Origin of the sequence: Tunturiibacter gelidiferens (assembly GCF_013410115.1) — a bacterium.
Lineage (GTDB): Bacteria > Acidobacteriota > Terriglobia > Terriglobales > Acidobacteriaceae > Edaphobacter > Edaphobacter gelidiferens.
Window position 1 is genome coordinate 112,213 of record NZ_JACCCV010000003.1, and the last position, 24,945, is coordinate 137,157.

Consider the following 24,945-nt stretch of genomic DNA (forward strand, 5'->3'; position numbering starts at 1 on the left):
CGGTTGGCGGCCCGATCCTCCGATCGCATCCCAAGCTGCCTGCAACCAAGGCGAAGGGAAGAAGCGACAGTATTGCTCTCGCAGTAAACTTCATCGTCCGTCTCCGGTTGGCCCTTTGAACTCTTTGGCTTCGATTCCCATCCGGAGAATGAACGGCAGGGTTTGATGCGTTCTGATTTTTCCCGATCTCATAACGACGAGGCCGGCTACGATGCCGAAGACAAGCTCGGAGAGAGTGAACCAGCCCCACTCGATTCTGGCGTTGAACGTCGGATTCACAAATCCGAGGATCGAGTGAAGAAGGCCAGTCCAAAGGAGCGGAGCAATGATTCCGCCAAGAAGGACCGGTCGCCGCGGCCACATTGGCAGCATTGCTCCGTAGAGCAGGCCGATGAGTGTGCAAACTGCCGCATGGATGATCGTTGCTGCAATCAACCCATTCCAATGGAAGGCCGCGATGTCGGCGGTCGTAGCGTTTGTCCAGTGTGCGACGCCCGCGCCTCCAAGCAGATTCACCGCGTACCAGATGCTGTGCTGGGTCAGATAGCCGTAAAGGAGGGCGGGGAAGATCATGACGATTCCCCCAGCTATTCCTCCACGGAGTCCGGAGGTCACGGCATAACTTTCAACAGGAAGGAACGCCCGGTGGACTTCACTGACCTGGATGTGCGCCACCTGGGTCCTCACGCTTGACGGCATGAACCGTCTTGCCTTAACCGGAATCATTTCGTGGTGTTCCTCGGGAAGACACTGCTTCGCCCACCCGACGACGCCACAGGCGATCAGAAGAAAACCTGCAATGCCGACTCCAATACTTGTCACAAGACTCGCGAACAAGAGCGTGATGCCGAAGGCGAGAAGAATCGGCCATGCCGTGCTTGCCGGCATCTCTATAGGCTCTCTTTGACTTTGTTCCGCTCTGCCGTCATTCATCACAAATCACCGTCCGATCAGGTAAACGACCGTAAACACCACGATCCACACTGCATCCACGAAATGCCAATAAAGGGCGATGACTCCAAACCGCTCACTTTGCCGCGAGTCAACCCAACCAAACAGAGAGAAGATGAAGGTCGAGGTAAGAAGAAACAGCCCGACTACGACGTGGGTGGCGTGTAGTCCCACCAGGGAGTAGAACGTCGTGCCAAAAAGGTTTGTGCTGACGGTTAACCCGTCCTGATAGATCAGCTTCTTCCATTCAAACGCCGTGTTTGTCAGGAAGACTGCAGCAAGTGCGATTGTTGCGCCGAGCCAAACGGTGAAGTTTCCCATTCGGTCATCTTCGATAGCCTTTTCCGCACGCCAGATCGTAAAGCTGCTGGACAACAGGCAGATTGTTGCAAGAATTGGAACTTCCAATACCTGTGCAGGTGTCGGCCCCGAGAGGCTCTTGCCCATATAGAAGACATAGGCAACAACGAAGATGGTGAAGATGGCGCTCTCACCGACAATCAATGCCGTTATGCCTACTCGGCGTTTGCTAGGAAGATGCCACTCGACAGTACGTCCTGGATGACTAACGGGCATAGAACTCATGACTCGTACTCCCAATCTGGATCGTCTGGGTGCTTCAGATCCCACAGAGGCCGGCGGCTATGCACCTCCGGCTCTTCTTCAAAGTTGTAGACAGGAGGCGGCGAGGATGTGGTCCATTCGAGGGTCCAGGCGTCCCATGGATCGTCGCCGGCGACTTCTCCACGCCAGTAAGAAACGATGAAATTGTATGCGAAGATCAGGACTGCAATCCCCTGGATCAGTCCTCCGACGGACACAACCAGATTGAGAAAGTTCCATCCACGGTCAGGCTGATAGGTGTAGATCGACCGCGGCATCCCCAAAAGACCGAGGAAGTGCATGGTGTCGAACGTGATATGGAAGCCAATAGCAAAGAGCCAGAAATGCCATTTGCCGAGCGTCTCGTTCATCAAGCGCCCGGTTGCCTTGGGGTACCAGTAATAGATGCCTGCAAAGATGCAGAACACGACAGCGCCAACAAGGACATAGTGAAAATGCGCAATCACGAAATATGAGTTATGAAGTTGCCAATCCCACGGTGATACCGAGAGCATGATGCCGGTCAAGCCCGCGATCAGGAATTGGAAGAGGAACCCAATGCAGAAGAGCATCGGCGTTGTAAAGCGTATTCGGCCGCCCCATAGAGTGGCGATCCAATTGAAGATCTTGATTCCGGTTGGAACACCGACAAGCATCGTCGAGAGCGTGAAAAAAGCATTTGAGACCGAGGTCATGCCAACAGTAAACATGTGGTGCGCCCACACGCTCAGACTGACAAACATGATGCATACCGAAGCCGCAACCATTGCTGGGTAGCCGAAGATAGCCTTGCGGCAAAACACCGGGATGACCTCGTTTGCAATCGCAAACGCCGGAAGCACCAGGACGTAGACTTCGGGATGACCGAAGATCCAGAAGAAATGGATCCAGATCAACGATGAACCGCCAGCTTGTGTGTCGAAGAAGTGGCCACCCAGATAACGATCGATGAGCAACATGAACTGCGCTGCGGTGAGCGGAGTGATCGTAACCAACGTCAGCATGCTCACGATGAGAAGCAACCATGTGAACAGAGGCATCCTCATGAGGGTCATCCCTTTGCACCGCATCGAGATGACCGTTGCGATAATATTGATCGCGGTGCCGAGCGTTCCGAATCCACTAACAATCAATGCGAGTGCCCAATAATCGGTCGCATGACCAGGAGAGAAGGCACGCAAGGTGAGGGGAGCGTAGGCGAACCAACCGACGTCCGGGGCGTTTCCCACTCCGTAGAGCCCGGCTCCGCCAAGAAAGCTGTAATACAGCAGGAACCCACCGAAAGTCGTCAGCCAGAAGCTAAAGGCATTCACTCGGGGAAAAGCCATATCGCGAGCGCCAATCTGCAGCGGCACGATGTAATTGGCGAATCCAAAGAGGAAAGGCATTCCGACCAGAAACACCATCGTCGTGCCGTGCATCGTGAAGAAGCGGTTATAGACCTGCGCGCTCAAAACATGATTGTGGGGATAGGCGAGCTGAACGCGGATCATCAAAGCCTCGGCCCCAGCGACGAGCAGGAAGAAGGTCGAGTACAAGATGTACAGAATGCCCAGACGTTTGTGGTCGACCGTCACCACCCATTCGTGAAGCTTCTCAAGGAAGGTGCCCCGCTCCGATGCGGAAGCACTCGGGTCGATCACGTGGCTGATTGGTAGTGGGTAATCGCTCATATCAGAATCCTGTCGTCACTTCAGGCTTTCGAGATAGGCAGTGATTTGATCCAACTGCTCATCGTTTAGCTGCATTGCAGGCATCAAGGCCCCGTGCTTGAACGTGTCTGGCGATTTAATCCATTGGCGGAGATTCGACGGGGTGTTGTCCGTCGCTCCAGAGGCAAGCGTCGCCCGGCTCATCAGGTGTGTAAGGTCAGGTCCGAAACGTCCAGTCGCCGCTGTTCCCGAGACTGTGTGGCAGTTCATGCACGCCTGCCTTTCGAAGACCTTTCTCCCCGCCTCGACTGTTGAGTCCTGGCGTGCCGACTGCTGCTGATTCCTGATCCAGGCATCGAACTGCTCAGGCGCGTCGACATATACGCGGAGCAACATCATCGCGTGTTGCGAACCGCAGAACTGGGCGCACTGGCCGAGGTAGAGCCCGGGTGTCCGGGGATCCAACCACATCGTGTTCACATGATTCGCGATCAAATCCGTCTTTCCAGCCAACTGTGGGATCCAGAAACTATGATTGACATCTGCGGAAGTCAACTTGAGGAAGGTCGCTTCTGGCGCGGTGTTGGAGCTGGCTGGAATATGGAGCTCGTTCGCGGAGACCACGCCATATTTGGGGTATCGGAACTCCCACCAGAACTGATGCCCGACTACTGTGACATCGAGAGCGGACTTTGGCTTTGGCGCGTCCTGAATGGCGAAGATGATGCGTGCCGTTGTCAGGAACAGAACGACCACAATCAGGACAGGGATCACGGTCCAAGCCAGCTCAATTTGCGTGCTGCCGTAGATTTGGGCCGGCTCGCCGAGTGGGTCGGTCTTGCGTGCCCGAAACCGATAGAGGGCAATAGCGAGTAGTCCGCCCACTACCACGAATATTCCGCCGGTAAGTGTAACGACGAAGATCGACAGATCAAAAATCTGATGCGCGGGCGTTGATGCTGGAGCAAGCGTAGACGGAGTTGTCCCTTGCGCAATCAAAATGGGGCTCGTCAGAAGGAGCCATGCTGCGGCACTAGTATGGTGAATCAGACGTTGCGCACGGCGCGTCTGCATTTTTGATTACCTCCTCCACCACACAAGTCCCGGCATCTACGGATCTGCATGCCCAGACGCGAGCGTTGGATTTTCTGTCAAGCGCGGCATCTGACAGCGTGATAGTAGCAATCAGGGGAGGTCGTCGAAATTACATGTTCCTGTTAGTCGAGCGAAGAAACATGGGAGGCTCTCGAGGGATTTCTAGAAACAGCGTCGTCAAAGAGACAGGTGACCTGCCGCAGGTGTGCCTCACCCTCGGCAACCACCGGATTGACTAGTTGTCCGATCCCTTGAATCTCGGTAATGATCGTCTCGCCCGCTCGCAGCCAACGATGAGGAGTACGGCCGTGACCCACTCCTGAGGGAGTTCCCGTGCTGATGATGTCTCCTGATTGAAGAGAGGTGATGGAAGAGATATAGGCAATGAGGTCGGGAATCCGGAAGATCAGTTCTCTCGTATTGGAGTGCTGAAGGACCTCGCCGCCTATGCTCAACTTAATGTCGAGTGAATGTGGATCTGGGATCTCATCCTTAGTTACGATTGCTGGGCCAAGTGGCGCGAAGGTATCGAAGCTTTTCCCCAACGACCATTGAGAAGTGGACATTTGGACGTCGCGTGCACTGACGTCATTCATGATGGTGTAGCCGAAGACATGTTCCTGCCATCGGTCGGCTGGAATGTTCTTTCCGCCTTTGCCGATGACGAATGCCAATTCAGCTTCATAGTCGGGCTGCTGGGTGAGTTTTGGCAACACCACCGCCGAATGCGGGCCGTTCAGTGCTGACGTGAGCTTCAGGAAGATAGTAGGAACCTTGGGTATCGCCTGATGAGTTTCGATCGCGTGGTCCCGGTAAGCCAGACCGAGGCAGAAAATGCGCGGCGGGTTCAGAATTGGTGGCAGCAGGGTCACTTGAGTAAGCAAGAACTGGCTGTGCGCCTCACCCAGGAAGCCCAGGAATTCATAGACTGATTGCTGGAGTTCAGGTCCGCCCTCAATCAATTCTCGGATGTCGCCCAGTTGATCTGAGAGATCGATCACTCGATCCCCCTGTAGTGCACCTGGTCTGGGTTTTTGATCTGATTCCGTAAAGCTCACAAGTCGCACGAGGCCCTCCACTTGGTTTCAGTGGTCATGCGCGCCAACAACCTTCAGTCGGACCGCTGATCACTTAGTTCTTTGGGCAACATAATGTTTGCCGCAGCTTTGCACCATTACATGTTTATGTGGCAAGTGTCAGCAGCCCGAGGCCCGTCATGCCTTTGCCGAAACCGGTATCATTTGCGCGTGTTGAGCTGAAGCAAGTTGCTCCACATACTCGGCAAGATATCGATGCACTAGGTGTACCGCCATAGAACCTTCGCCGACTGCAGAAGCAACGCGTTTCACGCTTCCTGCTCGTGTGTCGCCGACCGCAAACCTTACTCTGCCCACCGAAAATATTTGCACCCCAGAGCCGAAATGCGCTCGCTACCAGAAACATGTAATACCCCTTTTGTTCCAATCTGTAATATGCTCAACCCGATAACAATACGGAAGATACAGATGCAAACTACTTTGGCGACTTTGGCCGTGCGCTTCTTCCTCTGGGTCAACCCGACGCGTGGGCGGGGGATGATGGATATGACAGTCGTAGCTGCCTTCCTTGAGTACTCTCCGAATCCCACTTGGTTAGCAGATTCAGATGGTCGTTGTGTTTATGCAAATCGAGAGCTGAGAAAGATTTCAGCCATCGGGGCGAACGAGCTCAGCGATTTAAGTTGGCTGGAATTTGTCGCGGATGAAGACAGAAATATAGCTTCTACTCTGTGGCGGGAAGCGCAGGTTAATAATCAGATCTATCGGGCTCGCTTCTTTCTCGGCGGCAAGAACTCTGCAAGAAGAGGTGCGGTGGATGTTGTTGGAGCCGGACATGTGGCGCCCGATGGCGCTGAAGTGTGGCTCTTCACAGCCGTTCCCTCCCCGCCCTCGAGTACTGCACTTCCACCGATCGAGGCGAACCTTCAAACCACCCTTAACGCTCTTCCGATTCAGGCATGGTACGCCCGTGCGTCCGGGGCCCTTGAGTTCGTTAACCAAACCACCGCAAAATACTTAGGCCTTCCATCAGGTCATCCGCTCGGGTTCGCCGACGAGTTTGAAGCACCATGGGACGTCCATGTGGCTTTCCTGCATCCCGACGACCGGACTCACTCGAGCAGGCATTGGAAAGAAACCATTGCGTCTGGAAAGGGGCGCGAAGCTCAGCTCCGCATATTGGGAGCCCACGGAGAGTACCGTTGGTTCCTTTCGCAAGCTGAGCCACTTCGGGCTTCTGATGGGCAAATCCAGTATTGGGTCGGCGTAAACATTGACATCGATGAGGGAAAACGTGCGAGCGAAGCGCTCGATGCGGTAAAGGAGCGAATGGATCGCGCTACACATTCAGCAGCAATTGCCGAAATCGCTGCCTCCCTCTCTCACCAGATTGTGCAGCCAATAGCGGCAGTTGTGGCCAACGCACGAGCGGCGCTCAACTGGCTTTCCTCTGACAACGTCAACATCTCTCAGGCAAAGGCCGCATTGGAGGGAGTGGTTCGAGATGGAATGTCCGTTGGCAACATTGTTCACGAAATGCGCCAATATTTCGATCATCGTCAACCTGCTCCAAGAGCCATCGACCTGAATGCACTGCTTGACCAGGTGATAACCCTTCAGGCCCCAGACCTTCGTGACAAGCGAATCGTAGTCAATCGCGAACTGGATCCGGGCCTGCCGCTCGCATTCGCTGATAAGGCCCAGATTCAACAGGTGCTCTTTAACTTGATGGTAGACGTATGCGAAGCCATCTCTAGATCCGGGAGAGAGAAGGAGCTAACCATAAGAACCAACTTCTTCGGCGAGCGCGTGTACCTCGAAGTCCAGGATAACGGCGGTTGCGTCACCGATCTAGAGGACCTCCTGGAAACTGTCATTGCAGACGGATCTCGAACGGTCGTGGCCCTGGGAATCAGTCGTTCCATCATCGCCGCGCAAGAGGGCAAGCTCGAGGCAATTCGGCTGGAGGGAGGAGCAACATGTATTCGAATAGAGCTTCCTCGCTTCATTTCACAGGAAGTCGCAGTCTCTCCATCGGTTCGGCTTCCACACCCACTGCACGGCGGCCAAAATGACACGGAGAGCTTGACTTTCGTGGATCGAACCGGGGCAGCATAACTCATGGTGGTAAAACCGGTCCTTTCGTAGAGTGTTCACTGCACCCTGCGTGGTTAGCGTCCACTGACAACGTTTGCACGTATGCCAATCCTGCGTTGCAACGCCTGACCGGACTCAACTGGGCCAACTCGAGCAGCAAGACTGGCTAAAAAATCGTACTTCACGATGATCGAGAAGCGGCGAAAACTTAGTGGAACCTTTCTATCGCTACTCAGACGCCTTACCACTCGAGTTCGTGTCATGGGATTTGACGGCGTCCCGGTTGAAACCCAGATGCTATTGAGGTTCAGCAGATCCCGTTGAACCTCATCCGAAATGCGAGCGGCTCGTTTACGTCTCAGTCTGGAATGCCTTGTATCTTGACCATTTGCACCCGAGCGCTGGATCAGTCCACGATCATAGAAGTCGGAGATACTGGAGGGAGTGAACGCGATCCGGAAACGCCTTCGAAACCTTCTACAGCAACGGCCAGGGAGGATCGGGAATTCGGCTCTATTAGCCGGTCGATCGCGCTTTCACATGGAGGAACGCTGGTTGCAGAACGAAGGAATCCAATCGACGTTCGATTTAGTCTCAATCTTCCTGTTCATCCATCTCAGGGCTAGTCTCAGAGTCGAGTCGTGCAGCGCTTGTTCAGCGGCGCGTAAGCCCCGACCAATACATAAACATGTAATGGAATTACGGACGAGACCTTGCCTATGATTGCGAGGACGTGGAGCTCCGGAGCCAGAAATGCGATCTCGGGTAACTGGAGCGTCCTGATGCGCGCTAATGTCCGGTTGCGTCCTGCATCCGGTCTGGAATGCGTGGAAAGTGGGAGGAGTCCATGATTTGGTTCGATGTTGCGGTGACCCTGTTGTTGACTCTCCGCATGGTCCTTTTTGGACCAACGCTGCCACGCCTACTGGACCCGGAAAATGACTCATCATCGCTCGTAGGCAATAAGGGAGGAGGAGAGCCTCTGGGTTGCCGAGGGGAGAAGGACGAATCTCTTCTTTCCGAAATTGGGCTCCCAATAATGGGCGTTCTGCAATTACATATTCATGTAATGCCTGATTTGAAGGGGCCTCGATGACTTCGCCATGTCTTCCCAATATAATCTCTCACAATGGTGCGCTTAGAAGCGGTGCGCCGAGCATTTTCGAGGCTTGTGGACTATGACGCGCACAGCTATCAGTAGCTCACTCCGGAAGGGAATTGTGCCGTCAAACGAAATGGTCTACATCGTCGATGATGATGCCAGTGTTGTAGACGCTCTCTCATCGCTCCTGCGAGCCAATGGCAAGCAGGTTCAAATATTCACTTCAGGACAAGACTTCGTCGACTTCGAACGCCAGGACTCGTGTGCGTGTCTGATTCTCGATTTGAGAATGCCGGGATTGAATGGACTGCAAGTGCAAAAGTCTATAGCCGCGCAAACGACAATACCTGTCATTTTCATTACTGGCCGCGGCGACGTTCCATCCACGGTCACAGCGATGAAGGGTGGAGCGGTGGACTTCCTCACCAAGCCTATTGACGAATCTGCCCTCCTTGTCTCTATAGACAAGGCACTCGAGCAGGATCGAAAGCTTCGACGAGTGGCGTTCGAACAGGAAAGTCTGCTCGCCCGCTATCGGTCACTGACTCCAAGGGAGCAACAGGTGTTACCGCTGTTGGTACGTGGTCTTCTGAACAAGCAGGCAGCAGGCGAATTAGGAATCACGGAATATACAGTGCAGATACATCGTGGCCACATCATGCGCAAAATGGAAGCCGATTCTTTCGCGACCCTGGTTAAGCTCGCCAGTAAACTAAATCTTGAGGCTTCAGAAGCATCTTAGGGCGCAGAGGATAATTTCCTATGAGTTGTGCTAGAGCGGCGGAGGTTTCCGTGGGTACGCAGACCCGTACGATCGCAGTCATTGATGACGATCCCCGCGTTCTCGAGTCGCTGATAAACCTGCTGACATCCTGCGGATATCAAGCGGAAGGCTATGGCTCCGCGGAAGAGTTCCTCGACTTAGGGGGGCTACAAAAGAGCTCATGCGTCATCACTGATGTTGAGATGCGGCAGATGAGTGGCCTCGGATTGCTTCACCATATTAACAGTACTGAGAGCCCGTTGCCGGTCGTGATCATCACTGGGAAACCCTCAGAGAATTCCGAATCGTTTTACCTTGAAAAGGGAGCCGTGGGTTTCTTCCGCAAGCCGGTTGATGGCGACGCCTTGGTGGATTTGCTAAAGGGGGTTTGCAGAAATACGGCCTCAACCTGAAATGCCTCGTGCTAAGCGCCTTTCCAATTACCACTCGCGTAGATGGCGCGAAGCTCCGCTCTGCACTTTAGCGCGAAATCGTTCAGAGGATCTGCGTGCTGCTCCAGAGCAATGGATCTCATCTGGTCGAGGCTCATGTTCTTTTCTCCAAACCTCTCGACGAGCTTCTTTACAAACGCTTCCGCCCCCTCGAGCACCGACGCAGAAGCGAAGAGCCTGATCCGGTTAACCAGCGCGTACATCGCGACGATTTCATCGAGATTGTCGAGACTCTGTGAAAGTGCTTTGGCATAACTCAATGTTCCCTGTTGTATAAACTCTGAGTAGAGCTCTTCTCGTTGAGCTATTTCTCGATTTGTCAGCTCTCGCCGTGTCACACTTCGCTGGAGAACGAAGTTGCTAAGGACCGGAGTCGAAGCGCCGATAACGGACCCGCCGAGGACTGCCAAAATACTAGTTAGGGTGTTATCCATGGAGTTCATACCTGCTTTCGTGTAAGAACCGTCTTGCGAATGAAATTCTCTCTATTGCGGCATCTGGCCGATCGCCCTCTTCAAGTCAGCCTCTGTTAGAGATAGGCCACAATTAGCCTCGAGTAAGGAGGCCGTCGCACTTGCCAGGTCCGAATGACTCTGGCTACGAGCAGAATTGAGAGCCACATTCTGCTCAACCTGGCGATCGGAAAGCCTTGCGGCCTCAGTTCGGACCTTTACAACCTGCTCCGCAACATCCACCATCTGCCGGAGTTCGTCAACTCTGTCATAAATTCCTTCTATCTGAACTTCGATCTCTGACTGGAGCTTGTCCAAGGCGACTTCAGATGAGTGCACTTCGGTCCGCGCCTCCCGAATTTTGGCTTCACGTCGGCCGCCATCGAAGAGGTCGTAACTGAGTGAGAATCCAAACGTCCCAAAATTATGGACGAGAAGTGGGACGCCACTCTGGTAGCTGTACCGGGAAAGGGCCGTCACGTCAGGGATGTAGGCGTCCTTGGCCACCGCGAGGCCAGCCTGGGCCTTTACGAGAGTCTGTCGAGCCGCTTTCAGCTCGTGATTTTGTTCGAGCGCGATTCCTATCGCGTCAGCACGCGAGGGAATGTCAACGGCAACCGCGGCCGCTCCGGGATCGAGCTCTAGTGGTGTTTCGACTGGGAGTCCAAAAACGTCCGCGAGCTGACGCCGCAGATCGTTTCCTTGCAGACGTAAGGTCAAGCTCTCTTGTTGCGCCTGAAGGATGGCTGCTTTGCTTTGAAGTGCCGATATTTCAAGAGCATTGCCTCTTGCTACATCATTCCGGCTCTCCTCATCTTTGATCTGGGCTGTTGTCAGCTGCTCCTGGGACGCCTTCAGCTTTTCTTGGTTGATCAATATGTTGTAGTAGAGCTGGCGAACTTGCAGCGCGATGGCATCCTGGGTTTGATCGAGCTGTGTCCTGGCGACGAGAAGATCTTGTTTCGCTGCAACATTTCCCTGGTGGATGCGAAACAGCTGTGTAAGAGGCTGCTCTAACCCCACGCCCCCAGTGTATCCAGTGAGACCACCTTGACCGACAAACAGAGACTTCGCCGGAATCGGCCCGGTTGACGAATAGCTGCCCAATGCACCAGCGGGGATCTCAACGCCCGCAAGCTCTGTGACGTGGAGAACACTCCCACTCGTCTTCAGTTGAGGCAGGTAATCGGACCTTGCTTCGTCTTTCTTGCTTTGCATCTGCTCGACAGAAAGCTCACGGAGGTGAACAGAATGATTTTGCTTCAGGGCAAGATTGATCGCCTGTTCGAGCGTCAGTTGCATCGGACTCGCAGATGGTTGTTGCGCCACACAACTGGAGACGAGGACGGAAGCCATGAATGCCAAGGGCAAGCACAGACGGGCTGCTGCGTGGAGCTCGCGAAGTGCTGCAGAGCCTGAAGTCATCATCTCTACCCTTTCGTAGTGTGTGCTTCTCATTTGGCCTCCTCTGGTGCAGCAGTGACCTGCCGAAGCCATCGCAGCCACTATCAGGAACGCTCCTGCGGCCACCAATCCAATGATGAGCGACGAGTGAAACCGATCCAGACGTTGTCCCTGGTCAAGCGCCGTGTAAAGAAACGCAGCCCCGAGACTCGCACACAGGAAGCCCCTCCAACTCGGAGTGGGATGACTCGGCTGCGGTTTTGGAAGCGGCTGCCAGGGAATACCAAAATGAACCAGCGCAATCATGATTGGAGTCAGGACGGTTGTCACTGCCGGGCGAGGATCTTGCGTGTTGGCATCAGTCCCTGTCATTGATCACCACCCGATCCTCCTCCCGCCTTCCCGGTATGAACCGTAACAACTGCCGAGAATCCCGGCCGCAGCCGATCGAGATAAGGCTGTCCCAGGAAAAATGCAATTTTGATCGGCACTCGCTGAACAACCTTGGTGAAGTTGCCCGTAGCATTGTCTGGCGGCAAAAGGGCGAATTGAGAGCCACTGGCCGGAGACAGCTGCTCGACTTTTCCGTGAAACACCCGCCCCGGAAATGTATCGATCCGGACATCCGCGGTATCGCCGACTCGCATATTGGTTAGCTGAGTCTCTTTGAAGTTCGCCTGCACCCAGGCTTCGCTCTGAACCAGACTGATCACCTGCGTTCCAGGAGCGACCAGTTGGCCGGCAAGCGCGCGCCGTTCTCCGACTGTCCCATCGGTCGGTGCCGCGATGCGCGTGTAGGCCAGATTTACTTGAGCGACGACGATGGCGGCCTTCTTTGCCTGTATGTCAGCTTTGTAAACATCATCTTTTGTGTTCAGCGCCTCCCGTTGGCGCTTCGCCGCCTCGAGTTGACTCTGGCTCGTGGCCAGGGCTCCCTCGGCGCGCGCGAGATCCGCTTTCCGCGCGTCTACCACGCCGCTGAGCTGCCCCTGCTGAGCGGTGGCAGTCTCCAATTGCTGATGAGTTGTTGCTTTCGATTCGAACAGAGCCTGCTGACGATGCAGCTCAGTCAAAGCACGCTCCAGTTCGGGTGAAACCGAGGAGACGCCGGCTTTGGCAGCGTTGATGGCGGCCTCCGCCTGGAGAATCTCCCCCTTTGCCGCTTCGATTTGAGCATCCTGTATTCTCTTCGCCGCCTGATTGTCAGCAAGAGAGGCTTCCGATGCGGCCAGTGCCGCCTGGGCCTGATTTAAGTTGGCTCGATAGTCCTCGTCGTCCAGTTCGATGAGAGTCTGACCCGCCTTGACGCTCTGATAATCATTTACGTTTACCTTCCGGATCGTTCCTGAGATTCGCGTGCTCAAAGGCGTCATGTCCGCTCTCAGATAGGCGTCATCCGTCACTTGGTCGGGCCGGTTTCCTTGCCACCCCGTCAGGTGTCCGGCAATGCCGAAGAGAAGACCCGCAGCAGCGAGCAAGACGATCAGAGGTATGATCAACGATTTTTTACTCATGCCGTAAAGCCTCCGAGCATAAATCCCTTTCGACTGAAATACCTCGCTGCTCTTGACCGGTGCGCTCAATGCACGCAGAGCACGCTGCAGGGAGCTTCCTGTGCGAGGTCATAAACGGAACTCCACAGTCGGGATAAATAGAAGTCGTGCTGATGAAGTCCAATGACAAGCAGATCTGCGCGTTGCTCTCTGAGAAATTGAAGTATCGCCTGTACCTCTCGTGCTTCGACGACTGAGCCGGTTGCCCGAACTCCATGCTCCTGTGCTAAGAGTGACGCTTTCTCATGCAGGTCACCGTGTGCTCGGCGCCGGCTGTCTTTCATCGCGTCGGGAGCGCTTGGATCGACAACGATAGCAAAGGAGGTGTAGGCGGGAAGATCGCTCAGAATGGACACTGTTGCCAGCTCCGCATTGCAGGAACGCGCGAGGTCAATCGCCGCGCGAAGCGCACGCAGCGACTCAGGTAAATGATTCAAGGCGACGACGATCTTGGAGAACATAAGAGCGACTCGAGTGGAACTGACACGCGGTTCTATCGTATGAGTCCAACTCGGCCTGTCGCTATTACATGTTTCTGGTAGCCATTCGTGCGGACTTGAGGAATGGGGCAGGGTGGCAAAACGGGAGGTGGCGATTTCATCGCTGCTGCTCTGGGCGTCTATTACGCTCGGCGACGACAGGTTAATGTGTCTCTTCCAGAAAGAACATTACATATTTCCACTAGCAGGCATCGCGGCCATTTCGTGTGAAGATCACTAGAGTCCATCAACGCTCCATTGCGAATGCTGCCGGTCAACTTAAACTCGCCTGTCATATCGCCAAAGGGGCATATGAGTGATCTCGATCATGGCTTCGAGCGAAATTCTACTGATCGCCGCAGGTGCTGGGCTTTTGGCTTTGTACGGCTCGAAGTGCGATCTTGTCGCGATCGTCTGTGTCCTACTTCTGGCCAGATTTCGTGGCCGTGTCCAGGCTGTTATCGCAGCCTCTGCATTCAGCCTGGTCACCATCGCAATCGGGCATCGATTCCCGCAAGAGTTTACTGGGAACGGCGAGACTGCAACAGCCATTGGCGCAATCTGGTGCTGCGCATTTTTCGCAATGTCATCCAAGTCGAACCGAGGGCCCGCTCGTAGTTTGAACAATCCTTTCGGCATCCGTCTCGACGAACTGACCAAGTATATATGGTCTCGACACGCCGACGGGACTCTGGAATATGTGAGTCCTGACGGCTGTGAATACTTGGGCGTCGCTCCCTGCGAGACACCAGACTTTACTCGCTTTATCCACCCGGAAGACGTAGACATTCCTCAGCGAGCGATGGAGCGGGTGAAGCAGACGGGTGAACCACAACATTTCCGGGCAAGGTATCTTGCGGCAACAGGTGAGTATCATTGGTTCGCAACTCTGCTTCACGTACAGAAAGACAGCGAGGACAACATCATCCGCTATTTCGGATTGCTGTGGAACATCGACGACGAAAAGCGGAAGGAAGACGAGATGCGCGCCCGAGATAACGTATGGGGTCGCGTTCTAAAGATTTTTCCGGGATTGGTGTGGGTTTCGCGTCCGGATGGCGCGCTAGAGTTCGCGAGTGATGGCGCTCGTGAGTACTTTGGGGAGGCAATCGGGACAAGCATGGCTGACCGCTTGGCCGTTATCCATCCCGATGATCGCGAGCGTCGAGCCGAGGCGTGGAAACACCAGCTAGAGACCAAAGAGGCCGGTGAGATCGAAACCCGCGTACTCGGCAAGGATGGAACCTACCGCTGGTTTTCGACCCGATCGTTTCCGATGCGGGACGCTGAGGGACGGCCCGAACGATGGGTCAGCATCAGTTGGGACATCGACGAGCGCAAGGAAGCTGAGGAGGAACTTAGAAGCAAGGAAGAGTTATTTCGAAAGATCGCCGACGGTGTACCCGCTTGTATCTGCATCATGGCGCCCGATGGGACGATGGTTTATGCGAACAAGGTCACGTCAACGGCGCTCGGCAAACCCATAGAAGAGATCCTCGGACACCAGTGGATGCGGCACATCCACCCGGAACAATACGACGAGGGTTATAAGAGCTGCATGCATTGTGTGGCAACCAAGGCACCATTTGAAACCCGATGGCTTATGTTGCAACACGACGGAGCGTATCGATGGCAACACATTCTTGCCGAACCATCATTTGATGAGAACGGCCATGTAGCTAGCTGGTACATGGTGAGTGTTGAGATTGACCAGCAGGTAAGAGCAGAGCAGGCACGTCAAAGTCGAGAGCGAGAGGACAGGGAACTCCTTAACCGAGTGCCGGCATTCCTTGCCATCCGAGGGAAATCTGGCATCGAGTTCGTCAGTGAGCAATTTCTGAATCACATCGGCCTGCCGACGAGCGAAGTTCTTGGGCATAAATGGCTGCAGATAGCACATCCGGAAGATCGTGACTGTGTCGCCGAGTTGTTTAACGAATCAATCAGGACGGGTCAGCCCTCAGAGTGGTTGTGGCGTCTTGCGGATAAAAACGGAAATTATCGTTGGTTCCAAACCCATGCCGATCCCTACCTCGAACAAGACGGTTCGATACGTCGTTGGTACTCTTCGACAGCAGATGTCGATGATCTGCTGCGGTCGAAGGAGGCGATTCAAGACCACCGCATGCAGTTGGATCTGCTCGCCGAAGGCGTCCCAGGCTTCCTCTGGAAAGCTCGTCCTGATGGGGACCTAACGTACCTCAATCACTATTGCGAAGATTATCTCGGATTGACCCCAGATGAGATCCGGAAGAGAGGATGGCTCGACCTCGTCCATCCGGACGATCGGGCAGATGTTCAGCGGCGATGGAACATCCTCGTAGAGGGCGGACAATGGCATGAACAGGTGTATCGGCTGATTGGCAAAGACCAGAAGTACAGATGGTTTCAGTCGTTGATCACGACAGTAAAAGACAACAGCGGCAAAGTCGTTGCTCTTCACGGCCTCGTGATGGATGCACACACAGTGGTCTCTGCGGAACAGACTGCACTTCGGGAAAAGAAGCAACTTCGGCGTTTTGTAGATGCGATGCCTGCAATGATCTGGCGCGCTGATGCGGGCGGTCGCATCGATCAGTGGAATCGCACGATGATAGAGACAATCGGGAAGCCGTGGGAGACCTCAGAACGATTCGACTTGCTATCGAAGGTTGACCCCGATCACGCGAAGGAGGTCGAAGAGAGGTGGCAGCGCTCCGTTAGACTCGGCGCTCCTTATGAAGACACCTACCGGATCCGTGGGAACGATGGTAACTACTATTGGCACCTTGTACGAGCGCTGCCATTCAGGGACGAACACGGAAGCATCATAAGCTGGTATGGCATTCACACAGATATCAACGCACTGAAAGAGACAGAAAGCGAACTCCAGATGAGGGAGCACCAGTTACAGGGGATTATCGAAACTATACCGTCGATGTTCTGGTCGGCTTCACCAGGTGGGGAAACGGTCCATATCAATAAGCGAGTTCGGGAATACAGCGGCTTGTCACTTGACGATTTCCGCAATCTTGGGTGGGAGAGGTTCCTTCACCCAGCCGACTTTGAAGAAACAGCAAAGGCATTCTTTCGGTCTGTGCAGACGGGCGAGTCTTTCAATGCGATTCACAGGCTGCGCAGGGCCGATGGAGAGTACCGGTGGCACCACGCCCGAGGTGAACCCCTGCGCGATCCTGAAGGTAAGATCATCCAGTGGTACGGCCTTTCCATCGACATCGATGAACGCAAGCGCGCTGAAGACCGGCTGCGTCTTACTCGCACAAAGCTTAATAGGGCATCGCGTGTTGCCACTGTGGCTGAATTGTCAGCTTCTATCGCGCACGAACTCAACCAGCCTTTGATGGCGGTGTTAGCCAACGCCCAGGCCACGAAGCGCTGGCTGGCGGCGGAGCCGCCGAATATTGAAGAGGCCGTAGCCTCTGTCGAGCGAGTGATACACGACAGTCGCGGGGCAGATGCGACGATGCAACATATCAGGGCCCTCTTCAGGCGCGACACATTCGAAAAGAAGGAGGCCAACGTGGCCGAGATTCTCAACGAAGCTGTCCGCTTGGTACAGGAAGACCCAAGCAAACGTCGTGTCACGGTCGAATCTGAAATCGGAGAAGAGCTTCCAAAGATTTCTGTGGACCCAATACAAGTGCAGGAGGTCCTGATCAACCTGATTACGAATGCAATAGAGGCCATGGAAGGTAGCGCTCGTGCCCCGCGCTTGATTATTCGCGCCGAAGCCGATCGACGAGAAATGTCAATTCAGGTGATAGATAACGGTCCGGGCTTGGACGATCCTGAACATATCTTCGAGCCATTCATCTCTACGAAAAAGAAAGGCATGGGGATCGGATTGGCAGTTTCCCGCTCAATTGTTGAAGCTCACGAGGGGCAACTATGGGCTGAAAACAATCCTGACTTTGGTGCCCGATTCACTCTCAAACTGCCCCTGACAAAGAATGGTTGATCTTCGATAAGAGAATACGTGCGATCGGTGCCGCGGCTTTCGCCTGCTAGGAATATGTAATTTTATCAAGCTCTGATGGATTGCTACCATCACGCTGTTCATCTACTGGAATATTTCATTCCAGTAGCGTGCAACTCGACGTTCCTGACGATGCCTGCCGCGAGGTGCGGTGTGATGGTCGACTGTCACGCGAACTACAAAGGAGCTCAACGTGCCATATCTTAGCGTAAATCCAGCTACTGGAGAAGTCCCTAATACCTTCACAGAGCAAACCGATCAAGAAATGATGGACGCCCTGGCTACCGCGGACAAGGCGTTTTTGTCCTGGGCACCCGCCCAATCGAAGAGCGCGCGAATGTTCTTTCCAGCGATTCTCAGCTTCTGCATGAACGGAAGAGGGATCTCGCTATGCTAGCAACCCTCGAAATGGATACCTGTGTGCCAACCGAACGTGTGAAGTCGGGATGGAGCACGCTACTCATGCGCCTTACGAGTCCTTCGTGTAAGCACTCGAGGAACTGGCTCGCGAGCGATAGCTTGGTCACTCATTTGGTGATAACTGGCTACTGCGAATTAATCGCACGACTCCCGTTGGGGAGTAAGCGTTCGCCAAGCCTGCCAAGCACCGGGTTGAGGTTATGCGGTGAGTGCGATACCAGCTTTATGTAATAGGCGTAGAAGCGTTGTATCTAGTATCACTAAAAGCCAGAGACCGATGACCCGGGTTCATCAAGTTGCGATCGTCACTCCTTTGACCGTTGATGCTAGCGCGGTTCTAAATACCATCTTCATCCACCTTCTGGAGTTAGAGGCTATGGTGAACTTCTTTCGCCGTGAGACAAGACTAGGCCAGACTGGCATGTCGTGGGCACAGCAGGATTCGACCCTGCGACTTCCACCGTGAGAAGGCGCAAAGAAAAAGGGCCGGATGAACAATCTTAGGGGCGGAACGACTGCACCCTGGATATAGGAATCGTAAATGTTCGTAAATGGAGTTGTTCTGTGACGGAGATTTCCTAAATGACGACCTCAGAGACCCCAGGTCAATCTCCCCCCTCACAATCCGTTCAGCCCGAATCCGCCACCAACCCATACGTAGGAATTTTGGCGGTCTTCTTGGGCGCAGGGCTCGCGACGCTGAGCAGCCGATTACTTAGCGTCGGTCTCCCCGATCTGCGAGGCGCCTTCGGCATCAGTTTCGATGATGCGTCCTGGCTTCCAACCGCATTCAACATGGCGACGATGTTCAGTGGCGTATTTGTCGTGTTCGTGAACGCCTTTTGGGGTCCGCGCAAGATTCTGCTTCCGGCTGCCGCGATCTTCGCTGCAGCATCCTTCCTGCTGCCGTTTGCGCCGAACTACCAGGTGATGTTGGCGCTGGTCATCGTCGCAGGTCTTGCGTCAGGAACCTTCTACTCTCTCACGATGACTTTCGTCTTGACCACCCTTCCGAAGCGGCTGATCATCTTTGGGATCGCGGCGTATGCAGCGGACATCGTCTTCGTCAGTAACATTGCGTCTTTGCAGGAGGGATGGTTCATCGACCATCTTTCCTGGCGCTGGATTTTCTGGAATGCCGCACTATTCACCCCATTGATGATGGCCTGCGTCTATTTCGGAATTCCGCGCCGGACCAATGCAGAACCCAGGCCAAGCTGGCACGGGTTCATTTATTTCAGCTTCAGCCTTGCTCTTTTGTACGGGGCTCTGGATCAAGGACAGCGGCTGGACTGGCTGAACTCCGGTACTATCGTCGGGATGCTCGTCGCGGGACTCTTTCTGCTTGGGGCGGCTATCCTGAGACGCATCGTCCAGCCCAATCCAGTCTTGAACCTCAAGTTTCTGAACACTCGAAACATCATCATCCTGGCCACATCCATCTTCGTGTTCAAGTTCCTGCACCTGGCCGCGATTGTGCTGGTACCAGGCTTCCTCGCCAACATTCAACACTACCGGCCGCTGGAGACCGGACACACGCTAGCCTGGGTGGCCGTGCCGATGTTCGCGGTGGTGTGGCTGGTGGCCACAATCATCATCTACACGAACTCGCGGCTGGTCCTCGCGCTTGGACTTACCGTGGGAGCGATATGCTGTTGGTGTTGGTCACACCTGGATGCTTCGTGGTCAGGGAATAGCTTCGAAATAGTGGAGCTTCTGCTGGCTCTCGGATTGGCAGGCACGTACATCGGATTGGTGAGCAGCATCGTTCTGGAGGCGCTCGAAGCGGGTGCTCTGACAAGCGCCGCCAACGCCGCCACATTCTCCGGATTCATGCACCTGATGCGACTCTTCGGCGGCCAGATCGGCGTAGCTGCTATGACTCGCTTCATTGCCGTGCGGGAGCAGTTTCACGACAACATGTTGGGACTCTATGTACAAAGCGGCAGCTGGCTTACCGATCACCGAGTGCGTATGCTGGCGGGCGGACTACTGCCGCGGTCCACTGATGGGCAAGAGGCACAGCAACGTGCAGCCGCTATTATTGGCCTACAAGTGCGTGCGCAGGCCTACACACTTGCGACGTCAGACGGATTCATCCTCATCGTGTGGGTGGTGATTGCTTATCTCCTCATAATGCTGTTTCTAAGGCCAGGCAAGATCACCTTCAACGACCTTAGAAAGATGCAATGAATCGAACATCGATAAGACAGAAGCGCTTAAGCCGAGCGAGTTGTTCGGTCTACGTTGACGGTCCTTCGGTGACCAGAACGTGCTGCCCCTTACCGAAACTGGGTAGCGGCGAACGCTCAGGCCCTTCGGCAAGACTCCGGGCACCTCACCAAGATTCATCCACCAGATGGCCTAGCATACGAACGAACTTTGGAAGGTGCTGGAAGCGTGTTGAGGATATGCCGCATGTAGGTGTTGCTCAAACTGATGGTTGCAAATGAAAAGGAGAAACGATGAAAGCACTTAAAATTGCAGGGATTTCCGCATTGCTAGTTCTCTATGTAGGAATAGCGATTGGACAGGATGCCGCCCAGGATGTGAACAAAGCTGCAACCAAGACCGGGCATGTCGTTAAACATGCTGCTAAGAAAGTTGGCAAAGGCACAAAGGCTGGCGTTAAAGACGTTGGCCATGGAGCCAAGGTCACGGCCAAAGACACCGGAAAAGGTGTCAAGACCGGTACGGAAAAGACCGGCGACGGCGTTAAGGATGCGGTTACCAAGTAGTCGAGGGATTGATTGGTAGCAACCCGGTGAGAGCAGCATGGCTCGCCGGGATTTTTAATACGGATTCAAGGGCGAAGATCGTTGGACGAGGAGCTAGCGTACCTCGCGATTTGACTACACGGGCAAGGCGACATTGAAAGTGGCGCCCCCGTCAGGGTTGTTCTCTGCCCAGAGCCGCCCGCCGTGGGCTTCGACGATAGATCTTGAGACGGCCAAGCCAATTCCCAAGCCCTTTTCTTTGGTTGTCATAAAGGCATCGAATATCCTTTCGGTATCTACGAGTCCCGTGCCGTTATCAATGACCTGGACAATGATCTCGTGCTCCTGTGTAACAAAGGCTCTCAGCAGAATCTTGGCTGTATTTGCACTCCCGTCGGTCGCTTCAATCGCATTCGAAATTAGGTTGATAAATACCTGCTGGGTTTGAATACGGTCAACCCAAATTGGCGGCAGGCTACCTTCGATAGACCAGTCAATCCGAACCTCGCGCTTGTTGGGGTCTTCATGGACGAAACGTAAGGACTCTCGAATGATGTCCAGAACACTCTCGTGACTCTTCTCGTATGGTTCGCTCTTAAAAAGAGCGCGAATGTGCTGCATGGTCTCATCAGCGGAGCGAATATCTCTCAATACCCCTTCAATCGAGGCGTTTGTTTCAGTTAGATTGGGCGGATTGGCTGCCAACCAACGTTTGGCAGCCTGAGCATTTCCAAGCACAGCCATAAGCGGCTGATTGAGTTCGTGAGCGATCGACGCCGATAACTCAGCTACGGTTGCTATTTTCGATGCTGTGCTGAGCCTGATGCTCGTATCCCGAAGACGGTCTTCTGCCCGTTTCCGCTCATCGATGTCAATCGAGAGGCCATACCATTGAATGATCTTGCCCTGAGGATCACGCAAAGGTTCCCCTCTGGTGTGATGCCATCGGTACTCTCCATCTGCGCGTCGCAAACGGTTTATTGCGTTGTATGACGCTCCAGTTTCCATTGCTCGGAGGAACGCCTTCGCAGTCTCTTCTCGATCATCGGGATGAATGAATCTCTCCCACCCGCGACTAAGGAATTCTTCGAAGGGGGCCCCAAAATATTCAAGGAGTCTTTGAGAGAGATGAGTTGATTCTCCGGTCGGTGAGGTTGACCAGAGCATTGAGGGAATTGTTTCGACAATGCCAAGGAGTTCATTTTCTCGCATCTTAAGAGCAGTTTCAACCTTCTTCAATGCATCGATGTTCGTAAGAACTCCGTACCACTTAATGATATTTCCCTCATCATCGCGCAGAGGGAAATCGCGATTCAAGAACCAGAGATAGGTCCCATCTGCGCGGCGGCAGCGCAGCTCCTGCTCGACCGGTTCCCCTGCGGCCAATCCAGCCCGCCAATTGGCCACTACTCGGTCAAAATCTTCGGGGTGTATTGTGCTCGCCCAGCCCCAGCCCAGCCCCTGTTCCAGGGTAAAACCGAGGTAGTCCAGCCAACTCTCGCTGAGAAAATCACACGATCCGTCGGGCAAAGCGGTCCCCACAAAGGCGGGCATTTGATCAATCAGGGTCCGAAGCTCTCTCTCACTCCTCCGGACTATTTCCTCCGCTCGTTTCCGCTCGTCGATGTCAATCGAGAGGCCGTACCATTGAACGATCTTGCCCTGAGGATCGCGCAAAGGTTCCCCTCTCGTGTGATGCCATCGGTGCTCTCCATCTGCGCGCCGCACGCGGTGTATTGCGTTATATGACTCTCCAGTTTCGATTGCGCGGAAGAATGCCTTCGCGGACTCCTCTCGATCATCGGGATGAATGAAGCTCAACCACCCGCGATTAACGAATTCCTCGTGGGAAGCTCCAACATATTCAAGGAGTCTTTGAGAGTTGTGGGTTGGTTCTCCTGTCGGCGAGGTTGACCAAAGCATTGAGGGAATTGTTTCGATAATGCCAAGGAGTTCGTGCTCTCGCATTTGAAGAGCGCTTTCAGTCTCTTTCAATGCATCGATCTTAGTAAGAGTCCCGTACCACTTAACGATGTTTCCTCCATCGTCACGGAAAGGGAGCCCGCGATACAGGAACCAGTGATAGGTTCCATCCGCGCGCCGGCAGCGTAGTTCATGTTCGGCGGCCGCTCCGGAGGCCAAAGCGGCCCGCAAATTGGCCACCACTCGATCAAAGTCTTCGGGATGGATCACATCCGCCCACCCCCAACCCATATTCTGCTCTCTGGAGAGCCCCGTGTAGTCCAGCCAACTTTGGCTCATGAAATCGACCGATCCGTCCGGCAGTGCGGTCCCCACATAAGCGGGGATCGCCTCAACGAGAGTCCGCAGCTCTCTCTCGCTACGTTGGATCTTCTCTTCCGCTGCCTTGCGCTCGGTGATGTCGGTCACCGCTCCGATAAACTCGCGATTGCCGGATGCATCCTGCAAAGCGTGAGCTAGCGCGTGGACGTGCTTGACTCGCCCGTCATCCAGCAGCAAGCGATACTCATGTTCGAAGTCACCGCCAGTCTGGGACGCGCGATCGCTGACCTGCTGAAAGAAAGCCCGATCTTGAGGATGAAGACGCCGCACCAGCAGGTCTAAGGTCGGCTTCACGGCGGAATCGTACTCGAAGATGCGGTAGGTCTCGTCTGACCAGACAATCTCTCCCGTATCAGGTTTCCACCCAAAACTACCTGTGTGACTAAGTCTTTGAGCTTCGGCCAGGTAGGCTTCGCGCCGTCGGAGTTCCCGAGTGAGAAGCTCGTGCTCCGTGATGTCAATGGCACTGCCTACGATCCTCTTCAGTGTCCCGTTCTCTAAGATCGGAATTCCAACACAGCGGATGTACCGAACTTCGCCATTCGGTCGCACAATACGTTGGGTGACATCACATCCTGAAGCCTCCGCGATCGCCCGCTCGATTCGCGATGCCATGAACTCACGATCGTGCTGATGAACGCATGCCAGGTATTCGTCGAGCGTAGGAGCGTCTCTCCCCGGATCGAGACCATAGATGCGAAAAAGTTCATCAGACCAGTACTCAAAGGTGCCTGGAGGCTCGAAGACCCAACTGCCAATATGACCAAGGCGTTGTGCTTCGGCCAGGTGAGCTTCGCGGCGCCGGAGTTCCTGCATCAGCAACTCGTGCTCTGTAACATCAACGCCTACGCCGATTTGCTTTAGACCACCCGTTTCAGAGCTTGCCGACCCTACACAACGAATGTATCGGAGTTGACCGTCAGGACGTACGATGCGTTTCGTGACGTCAAACCCGTAAGCTCCTACACGCATTTGATTCATGGTCGAAGCCATGAACTCACGATCTTCGGGGTGGACGAGCGCTAGATATCCTTCGGAAGTTGGAACCTCCGAAGTGGGTTCAAGGCCGTGGATCTGAAAAAGCTCAGGCGACCAGTGGTCAAACCCCTTCGCCGGGTCAAAGGACCAACTGCCCATTTGCCCCAGACGCTGCGCTTCAGCCAGGAGGGACTTATTTGTCTGCAGTTCTTCAATGTTTTTCCGAAGGCTGTCCTCCGCTTGTTTACGACCCTCAATATCAAGGCTTGTGCCATGCCACTGAATGATCGTTCCGTCCGCGTCGCGTTGAGCTATTTTCTGATGAAGCATCCAACGAAACTCGCCGTCAGCTCGACGAACCCTGGCTTCCACTTCCAGTGGATTTCCTGTGGCAATGGATTCTCGCCATTTCTCGAGGAGCACTCCGATATCGTCCGGATGAACGCAGGAGATCCATTTCCACCCGTAGAGTTCTTCCACCGGTTTCCCAAAAAAATCGCACCAGGTGCGGTTGAAGAAATCGAGGGAGCCGTCTGGCATGGCTGTGTGGATCAGCGCAGGCGACAAATCGAGAATTTGCCGAAGACGGAGAGTCTGATCATCCACCGAAGGGCGCCGGTCCGAGCTCATCCCCGAATAGTACCCTCGTTAGAAGCAATGAGTGTGGCGATCGGATCCAATTGTCCGAGGTCGGCTACTTGGACGGTGGGAATCCAAAAGAGCAACAGCACCCGAAGGGGGCGATGTTATTGTTTAGGTATCTCCTGCAAACTACTGATTCTATGTCTGATAACGCATCTTATGTATAGTTCGGGTGTAACAACCCAATAGAAGTGTCATGGTTCTCCTCTTTTGAAATGTCATGTTCAAAGGATGGATCTGATCAGGATGAGCCAGCGTGATCTGACAC

Annotated in this window: 16 protein-coding genes; 6 read left to right on the top strand and 10 right to left on the bottom strand. The window is 54.3% G+C overall.

Annotated elements, in window-relative coordinates; all coding sequences use genetic code 11:
• Window positions 1-90 precede the first annotated feature (90 nt).
• From HDF12_RS21860 to HDF12_RS21880, 5 genes are all read right to left on the bottom strand, one after another.
• Window positions 91-888: a hypothetical protein gene (locus HDF12_RS21860; protein WP_257025847.1), complete on the bottom strand. Its 798-nt coding sequence runs from the start codon at window positions 886-888 to the stop codon at window positions 91-93.
• Window positions 889-939: 51 nt separating this feature from the next.
• On the bottom strand, window positions 940-1,536 hold the full coding sequence (locus HDF12_RS21865) for a cytochrome c oxidase subunit 3 (protein ID WP_179587353.1): 597 nt from the start codon (window positions 1,534-1,536) through the stop codon (window positions 940-942).
• A complete protein-coding gene (ctaD, locus tag HDF12_RS21870) occupies window positions 1,533-3,227 on the bottom strand; it encodes a cytochrome c oxidase subunit I (protein WP_179587355.1) in 1,695 nt (564 codons plus the stop codon). Before ctaD ends, HDF12_RS21865 begins: the two co-directional genes overlap by 4 nt.
• 15 nt (window positions 3,228-3,242) lie before the next feature.
• Window positions 3,243-4,280: a cytochrome c oxidase subunit II gene (coxB, locus tag HDF12_RS21875; RefSeq protein WP_179587357.1), complete on the bottom strand. Its 1,038-nt coding sequence runs from the start codon at window positions 4,278-4,280 to the stop codon at window positions 3,243-3,245.
• Window positions 4,281-4,423: 143 nt separating this feature from the next.
• Complete coding sequence (locus HDF12_RS21880; RefSeq protein WP_373564002.1) at window positions 4,424-5,302, bottom strand: fumarylacetoacetate hydrolase family protein; 879 nt, start codon at window positions 5,300-5,302, stop codon at window positions 4,424-4,426.
• Window positions 5,303-5,806: 504 nt separating this feature from the next.
• On the opposite strand from HDF12_RS21880, the gene HDF12_RS21885 reads away from it, so the two are divergent.
• From HDF12_RS21885 to HDF12_RS21895, 3 genes are all read left to right on the top strand, one after another.
• Window positions 5,807-7,456: a PAS domain-containing protein gene (locus HDF12_RS21885; protein WP_179587361.1), complete on the top strand. Its 1,650-nt coding sequence runs from the start codon at window positions 5,807-5,809 to the stop codon at window positions 7,454-7,456.
• A gap of 1,199 nt (window positions 7,457-8,655) precedes the next feature.
• Entirely contained in the window at window positions 8,656-9,279 is a 624-nt protein-coding gene (locus HDF12_RS21890; protein ID WP_373564003.1) for a response regulator transcription factor, read from the top strand.
• A gap of 50 nt (window positions 9,280-9,329) precedes the next feature.
• Entirely contained in the window at window positions 9,330-9,713 is a 384-nt protein-coding gene (locus HDF12_RS21895; RefSeq protein WP_179587364.1) for a response regulator transcription factor, read from the top strand.
• A gap of 11 nt (window positions 9,714-9,724) precedes the next feature.
• On the opposite strand, the gene HDF12_RS21900 is transcribed toward HDF12_RS21895, so the two are convergent.
• The 4 genes from HDF12_RS21900 to HDF12_RS21915 all read right to left on the bottom strand — a co-directional run bounded on the left by HDF12_RS21900 (window position 9,725) and on the right by HDF12_RS21915 (window position 13,622).
• On the bottom strand, window positions 9,725-10,162 hold the full coding sequence (locus tag HDF12_RS21900; protein WP_179587366.1) for a hypothetical protein: 438 nt from the start codon (window positions 10,160-10,162) through the stop codon (window positions 9,725-9,727).
• A 75-nt stretch (window positions 10,163-10,237) separates the two neighbouring features.
• Window positions 10,238-11,662 (bottom strand): TolC family protein, encoded by a 1,425-nt coding sequence (locus tag HDF12_RS21905; RefSeq protein WP_179587368.1) that lies wholly within the window; start codon window positions 11,660-11,662, stop codon window positions 10,238-10,240.
• A gap of 314 nt (window positions 11,663-11,976) precedes the next feature.
• Window positions 11,977-13,122: an HlyD family secretion protein gene (locus tag HDF12_RS21910; protein WP_179587370.1), complete on the bottom strand. Its 1,146-nt coding sequence runs from the start codon at window positions 13,120-13,122 to the stop codon at window positions 11,977-11,979.
• Between the two features lie 65 nt (window positions 13,123-13,187).
• The gene (locus HDF12_RS21915) at window positions 13,188-13,622 is read right to left on the bottom strand and encodes a universal stress protein (protein ID WP_179587372.1); all 435 of its coding nucleotides are present in this window, start codon (window positions 13,620-13,622) and stop codon (window positions 13,188-13,190) included.
• 346 nt (window positions 13,623-13,968) lie between these two features.
• Between HDF12_RS21915 and HDF12_RS21920 the strand changes: the two genes are divergently transcribed.
• The 3 genes from HDF12_RS21920 to HDF12_RS21930 all read left to right on the top strand — a co-directional run bounded on the left by HDF12_RS21920 (window position 13,969) and on the right by HDF12_RS21930 (window position 20,774).
• Window positions 13,969-17,598, top strand: coding sequence for a PAS domain-containing protein (locus tag HDF12_RS21920; RefSeq protein ID WP_179587374.1), 3,630 nt, complete (start codon window positions 13,969-13,971; stop codon window positions 17,596-17,598).
• Between the two features lie 1,020 nt (window positions 17,599-18,618).
• Window positions 18,619-20,229, top strand: a complete 1,611-nt coding sequence (locus tag HDF12_RS21925; RefSeq protein WP_179587376.1) for an MFS transporter — start codon at window positions 18,619-18,621, stop codon at window positions 20,227-20,229.
• 272 nt (window positions 20,230-20,501) lie between these two features.
• On the top strand, window positions 20,502-20,774 hold the full coding sequence (locus HDF12_RS21930) for a hypothetical protein (protein WP_179587378.1): 273 nt from the start codon (window positions 20,502-20,504) through the stop codon (window positions 20,772-20,774).
• A 114-nt stretch (window positions 20,775-20,888) separates the two neighbouring features.
• Here HDF12_RS21930 and HDF12_RS21935 read toward each other — a convergent pair whose 3' ends face one another.
• Window positions 20,889-24,665, bottom strand: coding sequence for a PAS domain-containing sensor histidine kinase (locus tag HDF12_RS21935; RefSeq protein WP_179587380.1), 3,777 nt, complete (start codon window positions 24,663-24,665; stop codon window positions 20,889-20,891).
• Between the last annotated feature and the right edge of the window lie 280 nt (window positions 24,666-24,945).